Raw genomic sequence first — 17,252 nt, 5'->3', positions numbered from 1 at the left:
CTCACCTCCTGGGGAGCAGCAAAGAACGGTGCCATTCATGGAAAGCCGGAAGGACGGCACGGAGAACGCGGAAGGCTGATATTCCACCGCGCACTGTGCCAATACGGACGAGCTCATGCTCTGGAGCGTCCACGACCACCCGGACGGCCGCAACCGGGCGGGACCCGGCGCTCAGAGCACTTCGGAGTGTGGCGGCGGATTCCATGTCCGCCGCGACCGCCCCCGTGGCGCGCAGTTCGGCCCGCTCCTGACCGCGCACCACATGGTCGGAGCCGGTCAGCGGGCCGGTGTGGACCGTACGCCCCGGCACGGCCCTGGCCAGCGCGTCCACCAGCAGTGCGGTGCCCGTACAGGGCGTGGAGCCGTCCGGGTCCCGGGTCTCGTCGGCGACGATCAGATCCCCCGGGTTCATCCCCGGGACGAGTCCGGCGCAGAACCCGGACGCGATGACGACCGCGCTCCTGTTCTGGCTCTCGCCGAGCGCGCGTGCCACGGCGCGCTCGGCGTTCCTGGGCCCCATGCCCGTACGCAGGACGGTCACCGGCCCCGCGGCGCCGGCCCGGCCCGCGCGCAGGGCGAACCGTTCGATGCCGAGCGCGCAGGCGATCAGCAGCGGTGCGGCGGGACCGGGCGCGGCCCCCGCCGACGAACCCGGGGACGGAGCCGAGGACCGGCCGGAGGGCCGTTCCATCAGCTCCCCTTGCGGACGCCCGCATGGACCGCGAGCGGCTTGGGCTCGCCGTGGAGGTACCGGCCGAGCGCGGTGAGCGGGAAGACCTGCCGGTAGAGGTGGTAGTTGATGGAGAAGTCCCAGGGAAAGCCGGTACCGGTGAAGAACGGCTCGTCCCAGGAGCCGTCCTCCCGCTGGGCCCCGGCGAGCCAGGCGATCCCCCGTTCGACGGCCTCGCTCTCCCGCTCGCCGGCCGCGAGGAGCGCGAGCAGCGCCCACGCGGTCTGGGAGGCGGTCGTGGCACCGCGTCCGATCCACGCCTCGTCGTCGTACGAGCGCAGATCCTCGCCCCAGCCGCCGTCCTCGTTCTGTACGGATTCGAGCCAGGCGACCGCGCGGCGGATCGCGGGGTGGGAGGCCGGCAGTCCCGCGGCGGTCAGCGCGGGCACCACGGAGCCGGTCCCGTATACGTAGTTGACGCCCCAGCGGCCGAACCAGGCGCCGTTGGTCTCCTGTTCGGCGAGGAGCCACTCGATTCCGCGCCGGGTGCCGGGGTGGTGGGACTTGCCCTCGAAGGCGAGCATCTCGACGACATGCGCGGTGACATCCGCGGACGGCGGGTCGATGACCTCGCCGAAGTCACAGAAGGGCAGCCGGTTGGGGAACGGGCTGGTGTTGTCGGCGTCGAAGGCGCCCCAGGCTCCGTTCCTCGACTGCATGCCCAGATTCCACCGGGCGCCGCGCTCGATGGCCGCGTCGATCCGCTCGGCGTCCGGGTGTCTGACGCGGCGCAGCGCGAGGATGACCTCGGCGGTGTCGTCGATGTCGGGATAGTTGTCGTTGTGGAACTCGAACGCCCAGCCGCCCGGGGCGAGTTTTGGCCTGCGTACGGACCAGTCACCGGGGCGGACGATCTGTTCGCCGATCATCCAGTCGGCGGCCTTGACCAGGGCCGGATGGTCCGGGGTCAGCCCGGCGTCGGCGAGGGCGATGGTGGCGAGACAGGTGTCCCAGACCGGGGACTGACAGGCCTCGATCATCCGGGCGCCGTCCTCGCGCCGGACGGCGAACCGGTCGAGCGACTCCAGTCCGGCGCGCATGATGGGGTGGTCGAGGTCGTAGCCGAGCAGATGCAGGGCGATCACGGAGTAGACGGCGGGAGGCTGGATCCCGCCCCAGCAACCGTCGTTCTCCTGCCGCTCGATGATCCAGCGCGCGGCGGCGTTCATCGCGGTACGGCGCAGCCGGCGCGGCGCGAACTTGTGGTAGGCGTGCAGCGCCTTGTCGAGGCGCTGGAACACCCCGTCCCAACTGTTCATGGGCGCCAGGGACTTGCCCGGATTGGGGCGCGCGGGGTCGGCGTGCAGCTCGTCCAGGGCGAAGGGAGCGGGCCGTACGGGCCGCTTCGCGGAGACGATGGTGAGCGGCACGATCGTCTGCCGTGCCCAGCAGCCGAAGTCATAGATGTTGAGCGGGAACCACTTGGGAAAGAAGATCAGTTCGGGCGGCAGCTCGGGCAGGTCGTCCCACTTCCACCAGCCGAAGAGGGCGAGCCAGACCCGGGTGAAGACCCGGGAGCCCGCGATGCCGCCCTGTTCGCGCACCCAGTGGGAGGCGCGCGCCATGTGCGGGTCTTCCGGACTGTCTCCGGCCAGCCGCAGGGCGACATACGCCTCGATGGTGGCGGAGAGATCGGCGGGGCCTCCGTAGAAGGTGGCCCACGTACCGTCCGCGCGCTGCTCACCGCGGATGAAGAGGGCGGACGCCTCCGTGGTGCGCGCGTCCTGGACTCCGAGGAACTGGCGGAGCAGCAGATCCTCGGCGTCCATCGTCACATTGGTCGCCAGGTCGCCCTTCCACCAGCCCTGGGCGTCCTGCCTGCCGAGCAGATGCTCGACGGATCGTGCGGTGGCCCGCTCGGCGGCGACCCGAAGGTCACCGCCCGCCGCGGGGGTGGTGGTTTCGGTCGGTCCGCTTGCCGAGGCTGCGCGGGGTCCCACGGCCCCGGTGCTTCCGTCGGTCGTCGCTGTCATGGCTTCCCCTTCGTGCAGTGGTGTGCTTCTGCTGTGCTGGGGTCTCCGTCGTCCGGCGCCCTACGGGCTGTGGACGGCGACTGCTCGGGGTATGAGGGTCATCCCCCAGAAGGAACGCATAGGGGAATAGTGATCATCTCTTTCGTACGACGACGAAGTCCGCGAGCGCGATGAGTTGCGCCCGGACCTGTTCCGGCATGTCGACTCCATCCAGGGCCTCGATGGCGATGGCGTGCTGCCGGCGGGCCTCCTGCGAGGTCCACTCCCGGCCGCCCGCCTCCTCGATCAACGCCGCCCTGGTGGCGAACTCTTCCTCCGAGAAGGTCTCGAAATCATTGCTTTTGGCGTCGGCGGCGAGCAGTTCGCCGAGCCGTTCGGAAGCCGGACCGCCCGCGGCGAGCGCGGCGACGACCGGCAGGGACTTCTTGCGCTGACGCAGATCGCTCCAGGTCTGCTTGCCGGTGGCCTCCGGGTCTCCCCAGATGCCGAGCAGATCGTCAACGGCCTGGAACGCGAGGCCGAGATGGTGGCCGTACGCCTCCAGCGTGTCGGCCGTACGGTCGTCGGCGCCGCCGAGGACCGCGCCGATGGAGACGGCGCAGGCGAGCAGGGCGCCGGTCTTGTTGCCCTCCATCTCCAGGCACTCCTCGACGGTGACCCGCTCGCGGTGCTCGTAGGAGATGTCCTGCGCCTGACCGTCGATCAGTTTGCGGCTCGCGGTGGTCAGCCGGCGTGTCGCGCGGCCGGCCTCGACCGTGCCGATCTCCAGCAGCACCTCATTGGCGAGCGCGAAGAGGGCGTCGCCGACGAGGATCGCCTGGGCGGGACCGTGCACCTTCCATACGGTGTCGCGGTGCCGGCGCTGCTCGTCGCCGTCCATCAGATCGTCGTGCAGCAGCGAGAAGTTGTGGACCAGCTCCACCGCGACCGCGCCGGGGACGCCCTTCTCGGCGGGGGCACCGGCCGCCTCCGCGGAGAGCAGGGCGAGCGCGGGGCGCACCGCCTTCCCGCCGTCTCCGTCGGCGGGCCGGCCCTCGGCGTCGATCCAGCCGAAGTGGTAGGCCGCGACGGTGTCCATGGGCGCGGCGAGCCGCTCAACAGCGGCGCGCAGCACCGGCGTTGACAGGCTCCGCCCACGCTCCAGCAGCGCGTGGACGTCCGCGGTGTCGACAGCCGGATTCGCCGGGGGCACAGTCGGCACGGTCTCTCCTCTTGTTCCAGTACTCGTTGGTGCGGTGCTCGGGCTCATGCCGCCTCCCGCAAGGGATGTTCGTGGCGGTGCCCCAGCTCGGAGAGGGCCGCGCCGGCGGCGCTGAAGCCGCTGCGCACCGCCCCCTCCATGGTCGCGGGCCAACCGGTGGCGGTCCATGCGCCGGCCAGGAAGAGGCCGGGGGCGCGGGTGTGGGCCGTCGGCCGCAGCCTGCCCACACCCGGTGCGGGCGCGAACGTCGCGGTGCGCTCGCGGGTCACGAAGAAGTCCCGCACCTCCGCGCCCCGCGTGGCCGGAAGGAGTCGTTCCAGTTCGGGCAGATAGCGCGCCCGCAGCTCCGACACGGGCGTGTCGATCTCGTCCTGGGCCGCCGACTGGGACACCGCCAGATACTGGCCGTCCTTCAGTCCGGAGGCGTCGGTACGGTCGAAGACCCACTGGACCGGGCTGCCGAGCGCGGCGAAGAACGGCCGCCGCAGCACCTTGCGGCCGTATACGACATGGAGGTTGAGGATCGGCGCGGTACCGATGTCCAGCAGCCGGTCCGGGTCCTCCAGCGCGCCCCCGGGCAGCAGCGAGTGGGCCTCGCGCTGGGGTACGGCGAGGACGACCGTGTCCGCGTCGAGCCGCTCTCCGTCCATGTCGACATGCCAGCCGCCGCTCTCCGCGCGGGAGACGGAGCTGACCCGGGTGCGGGTCTCGGTCCGCACCCCCGCGGAGTCGAGCGCCTTGCGGGCGAGCGTGTCGTGCAGTTCACCGAGCGGGACACGCGCCCAGCCGATGTCGGCGGCCCCGGACTCGGAGAGCAGCCCGGTCTTGAAGACCATCGCGGCGAGCCCCATGGACGCGTACGGCGCGGTGGCGTTGAGGGTCGCCACGCCGACCAGGTCCCAGAGGGCCTCGATGGTGCGCTCCGACTGGCCGTGCCGGCCGAGCCAGGTGGCGAAGTCGATCCCGTCGAGCGCCGGATCGGCGGGATCGAGCCGCTTGAGCGCGAGCGCGGCGCGCCCGACGGAGGCGCGCTCGGCCAGTGAGAGATGCGGATACGTCGCGAGCCCGGCGGCCAGGTGCAGCGGTACGGGCAGCCCGTTGCGGCGGATCCGCCCGAGCCTGGGCCCGCCGGCCGGCGCGACATCGAGCACGGGTACGTCCAGCCGGTCCTGGAGCGGCGCGAGCGCGGCGCCGTCCACCCGGTCCAGGAACCAGCGGTACGCCGTACAGCAGCGCAGATACACATGCTGGCCGTTGTCGACGGTGAGGTCGCCGCGCTGGAAGGAGAAGGCGAGACCACCGAGCCGGGGCCGCCCCTCGACGAGCGTCACCCGCACTCCGGCGTCGGCGAGCTGAAGGGCGGCCGTGATGCCGGCGAGTCCCGCGCCGACCACGACCGCGTGGCGGGACGTGCCCTCGGCCGTTGTCATTCGTGCCCTCCTAGGGCCTGTCCGTGACATTCCGCCAGGACCGTTGGTTCCGTCGCAGTCAGGGACGCGTCAGCACGACGCGGGGTTGAGAACCTCTGGTGCGCGTGCCGCTGGTGCGCGTGTGTCTTCCGGTGGATTCCGCGGGGCGTGGGGAGCGGGCCGAATCGGGCGGTGAGCCGCATCAGCCACGCCTCCTGATGGTCTGCCGGGAGATCTGGCGCGCGTCGAGCCCCGAGAGGCCGCGCACGGCGACATACGCCTTCTCGTGTCCCGGCAGAGAGACCCGGCCGCGCAGCACGGCCTCGGGGTCGCGCGCGATACGGTCGAGCAGCCGGCGGTAGATACCGGCCATGGCGGCGACGCAGGCGCCGCTGCGCCGGTCGAGCATGGGCAGCAGGCGCAGGCCCTCGGCGAAGAGCGCGCGGGCGCGGCGCACCTCGAAGTGCACCAGTCCGGCGAAGTCGGCCCCGGCCGCCGGGGTCGCGCTGTGGAAGCCCGCGGAGCAGCCGAACTTGGCGAGGTCGTCGGAGGGCAGATACGTACGCCCGTTGCCCGCGTCCTCGCGTACGTCGCGCAGGATGTTGGTCAGCTGGAGGGCGAGTCCCAGCGTGTCGGCGTACTCGGCGGCGCGCTCGGCACCGGGCGCGCCGGGGGTGGTGCCGAACACGCCGAGCGACACCCGGCCGATGGCGCCCGCGACACACCGGCAGTACGCCTTGAGGTCGTCCCAGGTCTCGTACGTGTCGCCACGTACGTCCATCACCACACCGTCGATCAGCTCGTCGAGACCGCCGAGCGGGATCGGGAAGCGGCGCGTCGCGTCGGTGAGCGCGACGGCGACGGGGTCGGTGTCGTCCTCGTCCACCGCGCCCTTCCTGACCCGGTCGAGAAGCGCACGCGTGTCATCGAGGCGTGCCTGCTTGGCCTCCGGGGCGAGCGTGCCGTCACCGATGTCGTCCACCCGCCGGGAGAGGGCGTACAGCGCGGACATGGCCTGCCGCTTCTCGGCCGGCAGCAGTCTGATGCCATAGGCGAAATTACGGGCCTGCTGCCCGGTGACGGCCTCGCAGTAGCTGTAGGCCGCCTGTACCGGCGCGGACATGGGCGTCTGTCCCTCCATGTTCCGGCTCACCCCTCTCTGTGCGCACTTCGCAGGACAGCTCCCACTTCGCGCAGCAGACGCGGCTTGGTGGGCTTGGGCGGTCCGGGGAGCACATCGTGCCCGGCGGCCGCGATCGAAGCGAGGGCGGCACGCCCTCCGGCGACGAATCCGGCGAGCAGCAGCCGGAGCCTGCCGTGAACGCTACCCACCAAGGGGGTGCCCTCATTCAGCAGCTGCCCGGCACGTTCGGCCTCGAAGGCCACCAGCGCGCGCACCGACGCGTTCGCGGTGCCCGCGGCCAGGTCCGCCTCGGTGACATGAAACCTCTTCATGTCCTGGGCGGGCAGATAGATACGGTCGCGGCCGAGGTCCTCGGTGACGTCCTGGAGATGTTCGACGATCTGGAGCGCCGTGCAGACGGCGTCGGAGCGGCGGACGCGCTCGGGGCTCGCGGTGCCGGTGATCTCGAGGACGAGCCGGCCGACCGGGTTCGCGGACAGCTCGCAGTAGGCGAGCAGGTCGTCGTAGGTCTCGTAGCGGCGCACCAGCTGGTCCTGGCGGTTGGCCGCGATCAGTCCGAGGAACGGCTCGGGGGTGAGCGAGCGGCGCCGTACGGTCGGGGTCAGGGCGCGCAGCAGCGGATGTGCCGGGGCCGGGCCCTGCGGGTCGAAGACGCGTCGCAGATCGGCCTCGAAGGCGTCCAGCATGACCAGCCGGTCATCGGCCTGAGAGGGGGCGACGCCCAGGTGGCGGGCGTCACCGCCGCCGGGGGCGAGATCGCCGTCGCCGATGTCGTCGACGAGCCGCGCGTAGCCGTACACCGCCATCAGATGCTCTCGCCACGCGCGCGGCAGAAAGAACGGGGCCACGGGAAAGTTCTCGTCCGCGGCCTTGTCCAGGGTGGTGCGCGAGGAAGCGTCGGGGCCTGCCTGTGGGGGGCCCGTCATCGCGTGCTGCCCGGTACGGGGACGGCGGAATCCTCGCGGAGCTGGAGATTTTCCGTCATTGCCGTCACATCTCCCGTTCTACACTGCTGACCCAATACATCCCATTTCGGACACGCCGCCCGCTCCTCCGAGTACAGAAGGCTGTCGGGCGGTCGGGGTGCTCCGTGGGAATGACCCACTTGCCGCGAATCGGCCCAGCACAGCTTACGTTGTACAGCTAAGAGGAACACGTCGGGGTGTTGCGCGCATTACAAGAACGTCGCAATACATGCCAACCTTCCCCCGGCCCACCGGACTTGACCGATCTTTGACGATTGGCTCACCAGGAGGCCCCCGCCGTGGCGATCCGGCGGGGGCCCGTTCGGTCATGGAGGGCCGGGCTACTTGCCGGTCTCCTTCTCGTACGCCTTGATGACCTCGTCGGTCGGACCGTCCATCAGGAGCTCGCCCTTCTCCAGCCACAGCACCCGGTCGCAGGTGTCCCTGATGGACTTGTTGCTGTGGCTGACCAGGAAGACCGTACCCGCCTCCTTGCGCAGCTCACGGATCCGCTGCTCGGAGCGGATCTGGAACTTGCGGTCGCCGGTGGCCAGCGCCTCGTCGATCATCAGGACGTCGTGGTCCTTCGCGGCGGCGATGGAGAACCGGAGCCTGGCGGCCATGCCGGAGGAGTACGTCCGCATGGGGAGGGTGATGAAGTCGCCCTTCTCGTTGATGCCGGAGAAGTCGACGATGCCCTGGTAGCGCTCCCGGATCTGCTCGCGGGTCATGCCCATGGCCAGACCGCCGAGGATGACATTGCGCTCACCGGTCAGATCGTTCATCAGCGCCGCGTTGACCCCCAGCAGGGACGGCTGGCCGTCGGTGTAGACCCTGCCGCTCTCCGCCGGCAGCAGACCGGCGATCGCACGCAGCAGGGTCGACTTGCCGGAGCCGTTCGTGCCGATCAGTCCGATCGCCTCGCCGCGGTACGCGGTGAAGGTGACCCCCCGGACGGCATGGACCTTGCGGACGCCCCGCGACTCCCCCTTGTCGCGGCGGAGTATGCGGCTGAGCGCGGCGGTGGCGCTGCCCTTGCCGCCGCCACCGCCGTTGACGCGGTACACGATGTGCACGTCGTCGGCGATGACCGTGGGGATACGCCCCTGCGTGTTGTCCTCAGCCACGGCCGTAGCGCTCCTCAGCCTTCCAGAAGTAGACGAAGCCGACGGCGCCCAGGAGCACGGCCCACACCAGCGCGACCAGCCAGACATGCGCGGGCAGGTTGTCGGACCCGTAGCCGTCGATCAGCGCGAACCTGACCAGGTCCATGTAGACGGCGGCCGGGTTGTACTGGAGTACGTCGGCGATCCAGGAGGGCTTGTCCTTGAGCATCACCGGGATCGAGAACATCACGCCCGAGGCGTACATCCACGTGCGCATCACGAACGGCATCAGCTGGGCGAGGTCGGGGGTCTTGCTGCCCAGCCTCGCCATGATCAGCGCGAGCCCGGTGTTGAAGACGAACTGGAGCGCCAGCGCGGGCACCACCAGCAGCCAGCTCAGGGCCGGGTAGCTGCCGAAGGCCACCGCGACGACCACCAGCACGATCATCGAGAAGAGCAGCTGCTGGAGCTGCTGGAGGGAGAAGGAGACCGGCAGCGAGGCCCGGGGGAAGTGCAGGGCCCGGACGAGCCCCAGATTGCCGGAGATGGCACGGACACCCGCCATCACCGAACTCTGGGTGAAGGTGAAGACGAAGACCCCGGTGACCAGGAAGGGCACGAAGACATCCTGGGGGATGTCCTTCTTGGTCCCCAGGATGAGGCCGAAGATCAAGTAGTAGACAAAGGCGTTCAGCAGGGGGGTCGCCACCTGCCAGAGCTGGCCCAGCTTCGCCTGGCTGTACTGGGCCGTGAGCTTCGCCTGGGAGAAGGCCAGGATGAAATGACGCCGGCCCCACAGCTGCCGGATGTAGTCGCGCAGCCCTGGCCGGGCACCGCTCACCGACAGACCGTACTTGGCGGCGAGATCCGCCGCGGACAGACCGTCGTCGGGCGACGGGGGGGCGCTCACAGCGATCGCACCCTCTTGGGTTGTGTCACTCACAAGTTGAAACTTTCGTGTTCAAGATGCGCAGCCGGTCGGGCGCGGGCGCGGACGGCCCGGCCCCGGGGGGTAAGAGGCAGGCGGCCTCTTGTCCGATGCTCTCAGAACCGAGCTTGTCAGATGACAGGCGGTCGGCCCAGCCGGGTCAGCCGCCATACCGTACGCCACTTCATCGGACGGCGCGGCCCGCACGGGGTCGCCCAGCCCTCCCGGAACCCGCCGAACCATGCCTTGAGCGCGGTCAGGGAAGGGCGCCGGAGCAGGGTGAGCAGGACCCATACGCCGAGATAGAACGGGACGACGACGGCCGGCAGATTGCGACGGGCGAGCCAGACCCGGTTACGGGCCACCATGCGGTGGTAGACCGCGTGCCGGGACGGCGGCATGGTCGGGTGGTTCAGCACCATGTCGGCGCGGTAGTCGATCATCCAGCCGGCGTCCAGCGCCCGCCAGGCGAGATCGGTCTCCTCATGGGCGTAGAAGAAGCCGCCGGGCAGCGCGCCGACCTCCGCGAGGACCTTCGTCCGTACGGCACTGGCGCCGCCGAGGAAGGTCGTCACGCGGGAGGAGCGCAGCGGGTCCGAGGCGCGCAGCCGCGGGACGTGGCGGCGCTGGGTGAGACCGGTCTCCGGGTCGGTGATCCGGAAGCTGACGATCCCCAGCACGGGATCGGCCGCGAAGGCGTCGCGGATCAGCTCGGCGGTGTCGGTGTGGGGCAGCAGACCGTCGTCGTCCAGGAAGAGCACGGCGTCCACATCCGAGCCGGCGGTCCCGAACGCCTCGATCCCGACATTGCGGCCGCCGGGGATACCGAGGTTCTCGGGCAGCTCGACGGTCCGTACGCCGGCGGGGACGGCGCCCACGGGGGCGCCGTTCCCGACCACGACGATCTCGACCGGGTCGCCGTTCTGGCGGCGGACGGAGTCGATCAGCGCACGCAGTTCGCCGGGGCGGTCACCCATCGTGATGATCACCGCGCCGAGCCGCATGTCGCTCACCGCAGCCTGCTGGACGCCAGGATGGAGACCAGGTGCAGCAGGGTCTGTACGACGGCGATCCCGGCCAGGACCGCGATCCCGAGGCGGGTGAAGAACAGGTCGCCCCTGACCGAGTCCAGGATCGCCAGGAGAAGGATCAGCAGGGACGCCTCGATCCCGAGGATGAGCCGGTGGAACTTCAGCGCCCCGGCGGCCCTGCGGGCCAGCGCCATACCGGACGAGCGCGGCTCGGAGGCCGCCTCCTTGACCGGAGCCAGCCCCTGCTGATGACGGGCGACGCCGACCAGGTCGGTCTCGGCCTTGACCATGATGGCGCCGAGGGCGGCGAGCGTACCGAGGAAGGCCCACAGCCAGTCGATCCGTCCGGTGCCCCACAGGTCGGCGCCACGCAGCCCGAAGCCGAGCAGCACGGCGGCGTCGCACAGATAGGCGGCGACCCGGTCCAGGTACACCCCGGTCATCGAGTACTGCTTCTTCCAGCGGGCGATCTCACCGTCGACGCAGTCCAGCAGCAGATAGAGCTGGACCGCCAGCACGCCGAGCACCGCTCCCGGGATTCCCGGCACCAGGAGGGCGGGGGCGGCGAGGGCACCGGCGACGGTCATCACGTACGTCAGCTGGTTGGGCGTGACCCGCGTGTTCACCAGATAGCGGTCGACGCGCAGCGAGATCTCCCGCATGTACAGGCGCCCGGCCCAGTGCTCACCGCTGCGCCGGTCCTTGACCCCCGCCGGATGTACGACCGGTCGGAGTTCAGCTACTGATGGTCTTGGCATAGTCGGCGTACGCGTCCCTGATCTGGTCGGTGGACAGGTCGAGGTGCTCAAGGATGGTGAAGCGGCCAGGACGGGTCTGCGGCGCGTAGGCGACGGCCCGTACGAACTCCCCTACGGAGAAGCCGATCTCCTCGGGCAGCACGGGCAGCCCGTGCCGGTGCAGCACCTCCGTGAACAGGTGTGACTCCTCATGGGCGCCGCGCAGATGCATCGCGAAGGCGGCGCCGATGCCGACCTGTTCGCCATGGAGCGCGGCGCGCTTGGGGTAGAGCAGGTCGAAGGCGTGACTGATCTCATGACAGGCACCGGACGACGGGCGGGTGTCCCCGCTGATCGACATGGCGATACCGGTGAGCACCAGCGCCTCGGCCAGCACGGTCAGGAACTCGTCGTCGCCGATCCCGCCGGGGTGGCGCAGCACGGCCTCGCCGGCGGTACGGGCCATGGCGGCGGCCAGTCCGTCCACCTGCTCACCGTTGGTGCGGTGCGACAGCTCCCAGTCGGCGATGGCCGAGAGGTTCGAGATGGCGTCGCCGATGCCGGACCGGACGAAGCGGACCGGTGCGTCCCTGATCACATCGAGGTCGATGACGACGGCGATGGGGGTGGGGACGCCGTACGAGCCGCGGCCGTTGTCGTTGTCGAGCGTCGCGACCGGTGAACACAGGCCGTCGTGCGAGAGGTTGGTGGCGACGGCCACCATCGGCAGGCCCACCCGGGCCGCCGCGTACTTCGTCACGTCGATGATCTTGCCGCCGCCGAGGCCGACCACGGCGTCGTACCGCTTGCCCTTGATGTCGTCCGCGAGCCTGACCGCGGAGTCGATCGTGCCGTCCGCGACGGAGAACCAGTCCGCGCCCGGCAGATCCGGCGCGAGCCGCTCGCGCAGCACCTGTCCCGAGCCGCCGCTTATGGCCACGGCGAGCCGGCCCGAGCTGGAGATCCGCTGGTCGGCCAGGAGGCCGGCGAGATCGTCCAGGGCACCGCAGCTGATGTCGACGACGACCGGGGACGGGATGAGCCGGGTCAGTACTGGCACGCGATCTCACGGCCCTTCGCGAGGTCGTCGTGGTTGTCGATCTCGACCCAGGGGATGTCGCCGATCGGCGCCACGTCGAGGGTGAAGCCGCGGTTCACCAGCTCCTGGTAACCGTCCTCGTAGTAGAGGTCGGGGTCGCGCTCGAAGGTGGCCTTCAGGGCGTCGGCGAGGTCCGCGGCGGCCTCGGGCTCGATCAGGGTGACCCCGATGTACTCGCCGGTGGCGGTGGCCGGGTCCATCAGCTTGGTGATCCGGCGTACGCCCTTGGCGCCGTCCGTGATGACCTTCATCTCCTCGTCGGCCAGCCGCTTGACCGTATCGAGGGCCAGGATGATCCTGCGGCCCTCACCGCGGGCGGCGAGGAGGGTCTTCTCGACGGAGACCGGGTGGACGGTGTCGCCGTTGGCGAGGATCACCCCGCGCGCCAGCACATCGCGCGCGCACCAGAGCGAGTAGGCGTTGTTCCACTCCTCGGCCTTGTCGTTGTCGACGAGGGTGAGCTTCAGCCCGTACGTCTTCTCCAGGGCGGCCTTGCGCTCGTACACGGCCTCCTTGCGGTAGCCGACGACGATCGCGGCCTCGGTGAGGCCGACCTCGGCGAAGTTGCCGAGCGTCAGGTCGAGAACCGTGGTGGTTCCCTCCCCCGCCGGGTCCACCGGCACGAGGGCCTTCGGCAGTGTGTCGGTGTAGGGGCGCAGACGCCTGCCGGCACCGGCGGCGAGTACGAGGCCGATCATGCGGGTTCTCCTTCGTCGTGTACGGCGGGGGCTCCGGAGGACACCCAGAACCGGATGGACTCCGTGAGCGCGACCAGCGCCACGGCGACGGCCAGCACCGTCAGTTCCAGCGGGAAGTCGAACGCGCGCGTCGAGAAGGCGGCGGCCGCGGTGACCAGCAACGTACGGCCCTCATGTCCGCCGAGGGCCCGGACGAGGCGGCGGGGCGGGGCGCCGGCGCCACCGCGGATGCGGTACACCGTGTCGTAGTGATGGTAGGCGACCGCCGCCACCAGCCCGAATGCCGCGGGCAGCGCACCGGGCACATCGGCGCGGGCCGCGAGCACCAGGATGGTGGTGTATTCGGCCGCCCGGAAGACCGGTGGGATAAGCCAGTCGAGGGCGCCGCCCATCCGGCGCGCTACGGCGAACCCCGAGGTCAGGACGTACACGAGACCGCCGAGAATGAGCACGGGGCTGTCGAAGGGCGCGAAGGCCGCCGTGGCGACGACCACGACGCCGCCCGCCAGCGCGATCAGGAACGGCAGCACACCGGGGAGGACCCGCGCGGGGCGCCGCAGCACCCGTGCGACGAGCTCGGCGAGCGGTCCGGAGTCGGCGAGGTCCGCGAGGGCCTGGGCGGCCCGGTCGGTACGGGTGGCCCTGCGGGTCACCGAGCGCAGAACGCGGCCGGCCGTGGTGTAGCAGGCGGCGAAGGCGCAGCCGATGAGCAGCGCGTAGAAAACGATCCGGGGCGTGGCGACGGCCGTCAGGACTGCGATCATCGCCCAGCGCTCGCCGATCGGCAGCACGATCATCCGGCGCACCCAGACCGTCCAGCCGACGCTGTCGAGCCTGCTGGAGAGGGCGGCGGTGGGGGTGCCGACGACGGCCTTGCCCCCGGCGTTCGCGGCCGTGGCATCGACATTCGCCTCGTTGAACGAGAAGTCGACGACATGGCGGCAGGTCTGGAGGACCATCGCGCCGAGGGCGAGCGCCCATACGTCATCGCCGGCCCGCGCGGCGCCGAGCGCCAGGCCCGCGTAGAAGGCGTACTCCTTGGCGCGGTCGAACGTCGCGTCCAGCCAGGCGCCCATCGTGGAGTACTGGAGCGAGTAGCGGGCGAGCTGCCCGTCGGTGCAGTCCAGGACGAAGGAGAAGAGCAGCAGCGCGCCGGCCGCGGCATAGCCGCCGCGGGTGCCGGTGGCCGCGCAGGCCGCCGCGATCAGCGCGGTGATCAGCGACGCGGTGGTGACCTGGTTCGGGGTCAGACCGCGGCGGGCGCACCAGCGGGCGAGATGGCGGGAGTACGGGCTGATGCAGAAGGTGGTGAAGAAGCCGTCGCGGGCCTTCACGGCGGAGCGCAGCCGTACGGCCTCCTCGTCCACGGCGGCGACGGCGGTCCCGGCCTGCTCCCGGGCGGCGGCGTCGGCCGGTACGGCGGCGACGAGCGAGCCGAGTGCGGGGCGGGTGACGGCGGTGCCGCCGGCGTCGAGCGCGGTGGCGACCCGGTCGGCGAGCGGTTCACACGGAGCCACCGTCGTGCCGGCCGTCCGCGGTGTTTCCGCCGGGGAGCCGAGCGGCTGGGGGCCGTCCTCGTCCCCGTCCAGGGCCGTCATGGCGCGCAGCAGCGCGGCACGGGCTCCGGGCTGGGCGGTGAGCGCGCCGGGCACCGCGGCGGCCGGGAAGCGGGGATCGGTCAGGGCCAGCCGCAGGGCGTGGACATGACCGACGAAGCGGGCGTCGACCAGGGCGACACGCTCGGACGCGGGGGCGGCGGCGACCAGCCCCCGGGCCTCTTCCACGCCCGGCGCGGTACGCACGTCGAAACCCAGCGACCGCAGATCGCCTTCGAGCGACGATCCGGGGACCGGAGGGCCGGTGAGGATGGCGGTCGACAGACGAACTCACTCCTTGGCACTGACAGGGCTTGGTGCGCGGCGAACGCCCCGGGATCCGGGCTGCGGCACGTCGGCAGAGGCTATCGGATGAACGGAAGACCTAGTTCACCGACCGTTTACGCCCCGGACGCCATCATCTGGGCCGGGAGCGGCCCGCGTGGAGATCATCATTGTCGATCGACGGCCCGCCCCACAAACCGCGGGCGCCGGGGACCGGGCCATGACGTGAACAGGACATGAGCGGGGGTGCCGGAAAGGGCGTCTAGGGTGACGGCATGACATGGCTGATCACAGGTGGAGCGGGTTATATCGGGGCACATGTCGCGCGGTCCATGGCAGCGGCGGGCGAGCGGGTCGTCGTACTCGACGATCTGTCGACCGGTGTCGCCGGCCGGCTGCCCGCGGAGATCCCGCTCGTGCGGGGCTCGTTGCTGGACAGGGAACTCGTCGACCGTACGCTCGCCGGGCACGGGATCACCGGAGTCGTGCATCTGGCGGCGAAGAAGCAGGTCGGGGAGTCCGTCGAGCAGCCGCTGAGGTACTACCGGGAGAATGTGCACGGGCTCACGGTGCTGCTGGAGGCCGTGGTGGCGGCGCGGGTGCGGCGCTTCCTGTTCTCCTCCTCGGCGGCCGTGTACGGGGTGCCGGATGTGGAGTTGATCACGGAGCGGACGCCCGCCGTGCCGATCAATCCGTACGGCGAGACCAAGCTCGCGGGCGAGTGGCTGGTCCGGGCGACCGGACGGGCGCACTCGATCGCCACCGGCTGTCTGCGCTACTTCAATGTGGCGGGCGCCGCGCACCCCGAGCTCGCGGACACCGGGGTGTTCAACATCATCCCGATGTTCTTCGACCGGATCAGCCGGGGCGAGGCGCCGCGGATCTTCGGCGCCGACTATCCGACACCTGACGGCACCTGCATCCGGGACTACATCCATGTCTCCGATCTCGCCGAGGCCCATCTCGCCACCGCGCGGTGGCTGGCGGGCCAGGAGGGCGCCCGGGATCTCACGGTCAATATCGGCCGCGGCGAGGGCGTCTCGGTCCGCGAGCTGGCCGGTCTGGTGGCGGAGGTGACCGGTGACCGTACGGAACCGGTGGTCGAGGCGCGCCGTCCCGGCGATGCCGCGCGGGCCGTCGCCTCGGTCGCGCTGATCAACGAGGAGCTGGGCTGGACGGCGAGCCGCGGTGTGCGCGAGATGGTCGAGTCGGCCTGGGAGGGCTGGCGGCTGCACCGTCCCACGGCCTCGGTCGGGTGATCGTGCGGCGCTCTGACCTGCGGCCATTTCCGCAGGTCAGAGCATATGACAACGGTGTTCAGTGCCGTGTTGCCGGATACCCCCCTCCCGTAGTTCACTGACCTCGTCGGCAGTTCGTCCAGACGACCGGGAGGCGTCCGCGATGGGGGCAGGGCACAACCACGGGCACACGCACGGAGGACCACCGGCGGGCACCACGACCGCCGCGTACCGGGGGCGGCTGCGGATCGCTCTGTCGATCACCCTGTCCGTGATGGTGGTGGAGATCATCGGCGGGATCGCCTCCGACTCCCTCGCCCTGATCGCGGACGCGGCGCACATGGCGACGGACGCGGTGGGGCTCGGGATGGCCCTGCTGGCGATCCACTTCGCCGCCCGGCCCGCGGACGAGACCCGCACCTTCGGTTTCGCGCGGGCCGAGATCCTCGCCGCGCTGGCCAACTGTGTGCTGCTGCTCGGGGTCGGCGGCTACCTGCTGTACGAGGCGATCGAGCGCTTCCTCGTACCGCCCGAGACCCGGGGCGGGCTCACGATCATCTTCGCCCTGGTGGGCATGGCCGCCAATATGGTCTCCCTCTCGCTGCTGATGCGGGGGCAGAAGGAGAGCCTCAATGTGCGCGGGGCGTATCTGGAGGTCCTCGCGGACACCCTGGGCTCGCTCGCGGTGCTGGTCTCCGCCGTCGTGATCCTCACCACGGGCTGGCAGACGGCCGACCCGATCGCGGGCCTGCTGATCGGGCTCATGATCGTCCCGCGTACGGTGAAGCTGCTGCGGGAGACGTTGAACGTTCTGCTGGAAGCGGCGCCCAAGAACGTGGACATGAATGAGGTACGCGCACATATGCTCGCACTGCCCGGAGTAGCGGACGTACACGATCTCCATGTCTGGACGATCACGTCCGGGATGCCGGTGCTCTCCGCACATGTGGTGGTGGACCAGGACGCGCTGGACACGGTGGGCCACGAGAAGATGCTCCATGACCTGCAGGGATGTCTGGGCCATCACTTCGATGTCGAGCACTGCACGTTCCAGCTGGAGCCCCAGGGCCACGCGGAGCACGAGGCGAAGCTCTGCCACTGACGCTCCCCGAG

General features: G+C 70.7%; 15 protein-coding genes. 2 read left to right on the top strand and 13 right to left on the bottom strand.

The window, feature by feature from the left end; all coding sequences use genetic code 11:
• Position 1: 1 nt before the first annotated feature.
• The 13 genes from ACFRKB_RS02005 to ACFRKB_RS01945 all read right to left on the bottom strand — a co-directional run bounded on the left by ACFRKB_RS02005 (position 2) and on the right by ACFRKB_RS01945 (position 14,901).
• The gene (locus ACFRKB_RS02005; protein ID WP_383102458.1) at positions 2-691 is read right to left on the bottom strand and encodes a phosphorylase family protein; all 690 of its coding nucleotides are present in this window, start codon (positions 689-691) and stop codon (positions 2-4) included.
• Positions 691-2,703 (bottom strand): squalene--hopene cyclase, encoded by a 2,013-nt coding sequence (shc, locus tag ACFRKB_RS02000; RefSeq protein ID WP_383102456.1) that lies wholly within the window; start codon positions 2,701-2,703, stop codon positions 691-693. Before shc ends, ACFRKB_RS02005 begins: the two co-directional genes overlap by 1 nt.
• 133 nt (positions 2,704-2,836) lie before the next feature.
• Positions 2,837-3,895, bottom strand: a complete 1,059-nt coding sequence (locus ACFRKB_RS01995) for a polyprenyl synthetase family protein (protein ID WP_383102569.1) — start codon at positions 3,893-3,895, stop codon at positions 2,837-2,839.
• Positions 3,896-3,948: 53 nt separating this feature from the next.
• Complete coding sequence (hpnE, locus tag ACFRKB_RS01990) at positions 3,949-5,334, bottom strand: hydroxysqualene dehydroxylase HpnE (protein WP_383102454.1); 1,386 nt, start codon at positions 5,332-5,334, stop codon at positions 3,949-3,951.
• 181 nt (positions 5,335-5,515) lie between these two features.
• A complete protein-coding gene (hpnD, locus tag ACFRKB_RS01985) occupies positions 5,516-6,454 on the bottom strand; it encodes a presqualene diphosphate synthase HpnD (protein ID WP_383102452.1) in 939 nt (312 codons plus the stop codon).
• An 8-nt stretch (positions 6,455-6,462) separates the two neighbouring features.
• Positions 6,463-7,383, bottom strand: coding sequence for a squalene synthase HpnC (hpnC, locus tag ACFRKB_RS01980; protein WP_383102451.1), 921 nt, complete (start codon positions 7,381-7,383; stop codon positions 6,463-6,465).
• Between the two features lie 380 nt (positions 7,384-7,763).
• Complete coding sequence (locus tag ACFRKB_RS01975) at positions 7,764-8,549, bottom strand: ABC transporter ATP-binding protein (protein WP_383102449.1); 786 nt, start codon at positions 8,547-8,549, stop codon at positions 7,764-7,766.
• Positions 8,542-9,471 (bottom strand): ABC transporter permease, encoded by a 930-nt coding sequence (locus ACFRKB_RS01970; protein ID WP_383102447.1) that lies wholly within the window; start codon positions 9,469-9,471, stop codon positions 8,542-8,544. Before ACFRKB_RS01970 ends, ACFRKB_RS01975 begins: the two co-directional genes overlap by 8 nt.
• A 116-nt stretch (positions 9,472-9,587) precedes the next feature.
• Positions 9,588-10,460 (bottom strand): glycosyltransferase family 2 protein, encoded by an 873-nt coding sequence (locus tag ACFRKB_RS01965; RefSeq protein WP_383102568.1) that lies wholly within the window; start codon positions 10,458-10,460, stop codon positions 9,588-9,590.
• 5 nt (positions 10,461-10,465) lie between these two features.
• Positions 10,466-11,245: a CDP-alcohol phosphatidyltransferase family protein gene (locus ACFRKB_RS01960; RefSeq protein WP_383102445.1), complete on the bottom strand. Its 780-nt coding sequence runs from the start codon at positions 11,243-11,245 to the stop codon at positions 10,466-10,468.
• Positions 11,223-12,284 carry an iron-containing alcohol dehydrogenase family protein gene (locus ACFRKB_RS01955; RefSeq protein WP_365971868.1) on the bottom strand — a complete coding sequence of 354 codons (1,062 nt, stop codon included), beginning with the start codon at positions 12,282-12,284 and terminating at the stop codon, positions 11,223-11,225. The genes ACFRKB_RS01960 and ACFRKB_RS01955 overlap by 23 nt, the downstream gene beginning before the upstream one ends.
• A complete protein-coding gene (locus ACFRKB_RS01950; RefSeq protein WP_365971869.1) occupies positions 12,272-13,021 on the bottom strand; it encodes a phosphocholine cytidylyltransferase family protein in 750 nt (249 codons plus the stop codon). Before ACFRKB_RS01950 ends, ACFRKB_RS01955 begins: the two co-directional genes overlap by 13 nt.
• Positions 13,018-14,901, bottom strand: coding sequence for a DUF5941 domain-containing protein (locus tag ACFRKB_RS01945; protein ID WP_383102566.1), 1,884 nt, complete (start codon positions 14,899-14,901; stop codon positions 13,018-13,020). The genes ACFRKB_RS01950 and ACFRKB_RS01945 overlap by 4 nt, the downstream gene beginning before the upstream one ends.
• A gap of 275 nt (positions 14,902-15,176) precedes the next feature.
• Between ACFRKB_RS01945 and galE the strand changes: the two genes are divergently transcribed.
• A complete protein-coding gene (galE, locus tag ACFRKB_RS01940; RefSeq protein WP_383102443.1) occupies positions 15,177-16,160 on the top strand; it encodes a UDP-glucose 4-epimerase GalE in 984 nt (327 codons plus the stop codon).
• Positions 16,161-16,302: 142 nt separating this feature from the next.
• Positions 16,303-17,241 carry a cation diffusion facilitator family transporter gene (locus ACFRKB_RS01935; RefSeq protein WP_383102441.1) on the top strand — a complete coding sequence of 313 codons (939 nt, stop codon included), beginning with the start codon at positions 16,303-16,305 and terminating at the stop codon, positions 17,239-17,241.
• Positions 17,242-17,252 lie beyond the last annotated feature (11 nt).

It is taken from the genome of Streptomyces scopuliridis (genome assembly GCF_042790125.1).
In the GTDB taxonomy this organism is placed as follows: Bacteria; Actinomycetota; Actinomycetes; order Streptomycetales; family Streptomycetaceae; genus Streptomyces; species Streptomyces scopuliridis_A.
Note: the sequence above shows the minus strand (reverse complement) of the source record. Positions and strands in the feature narration are given on the sequence as shown.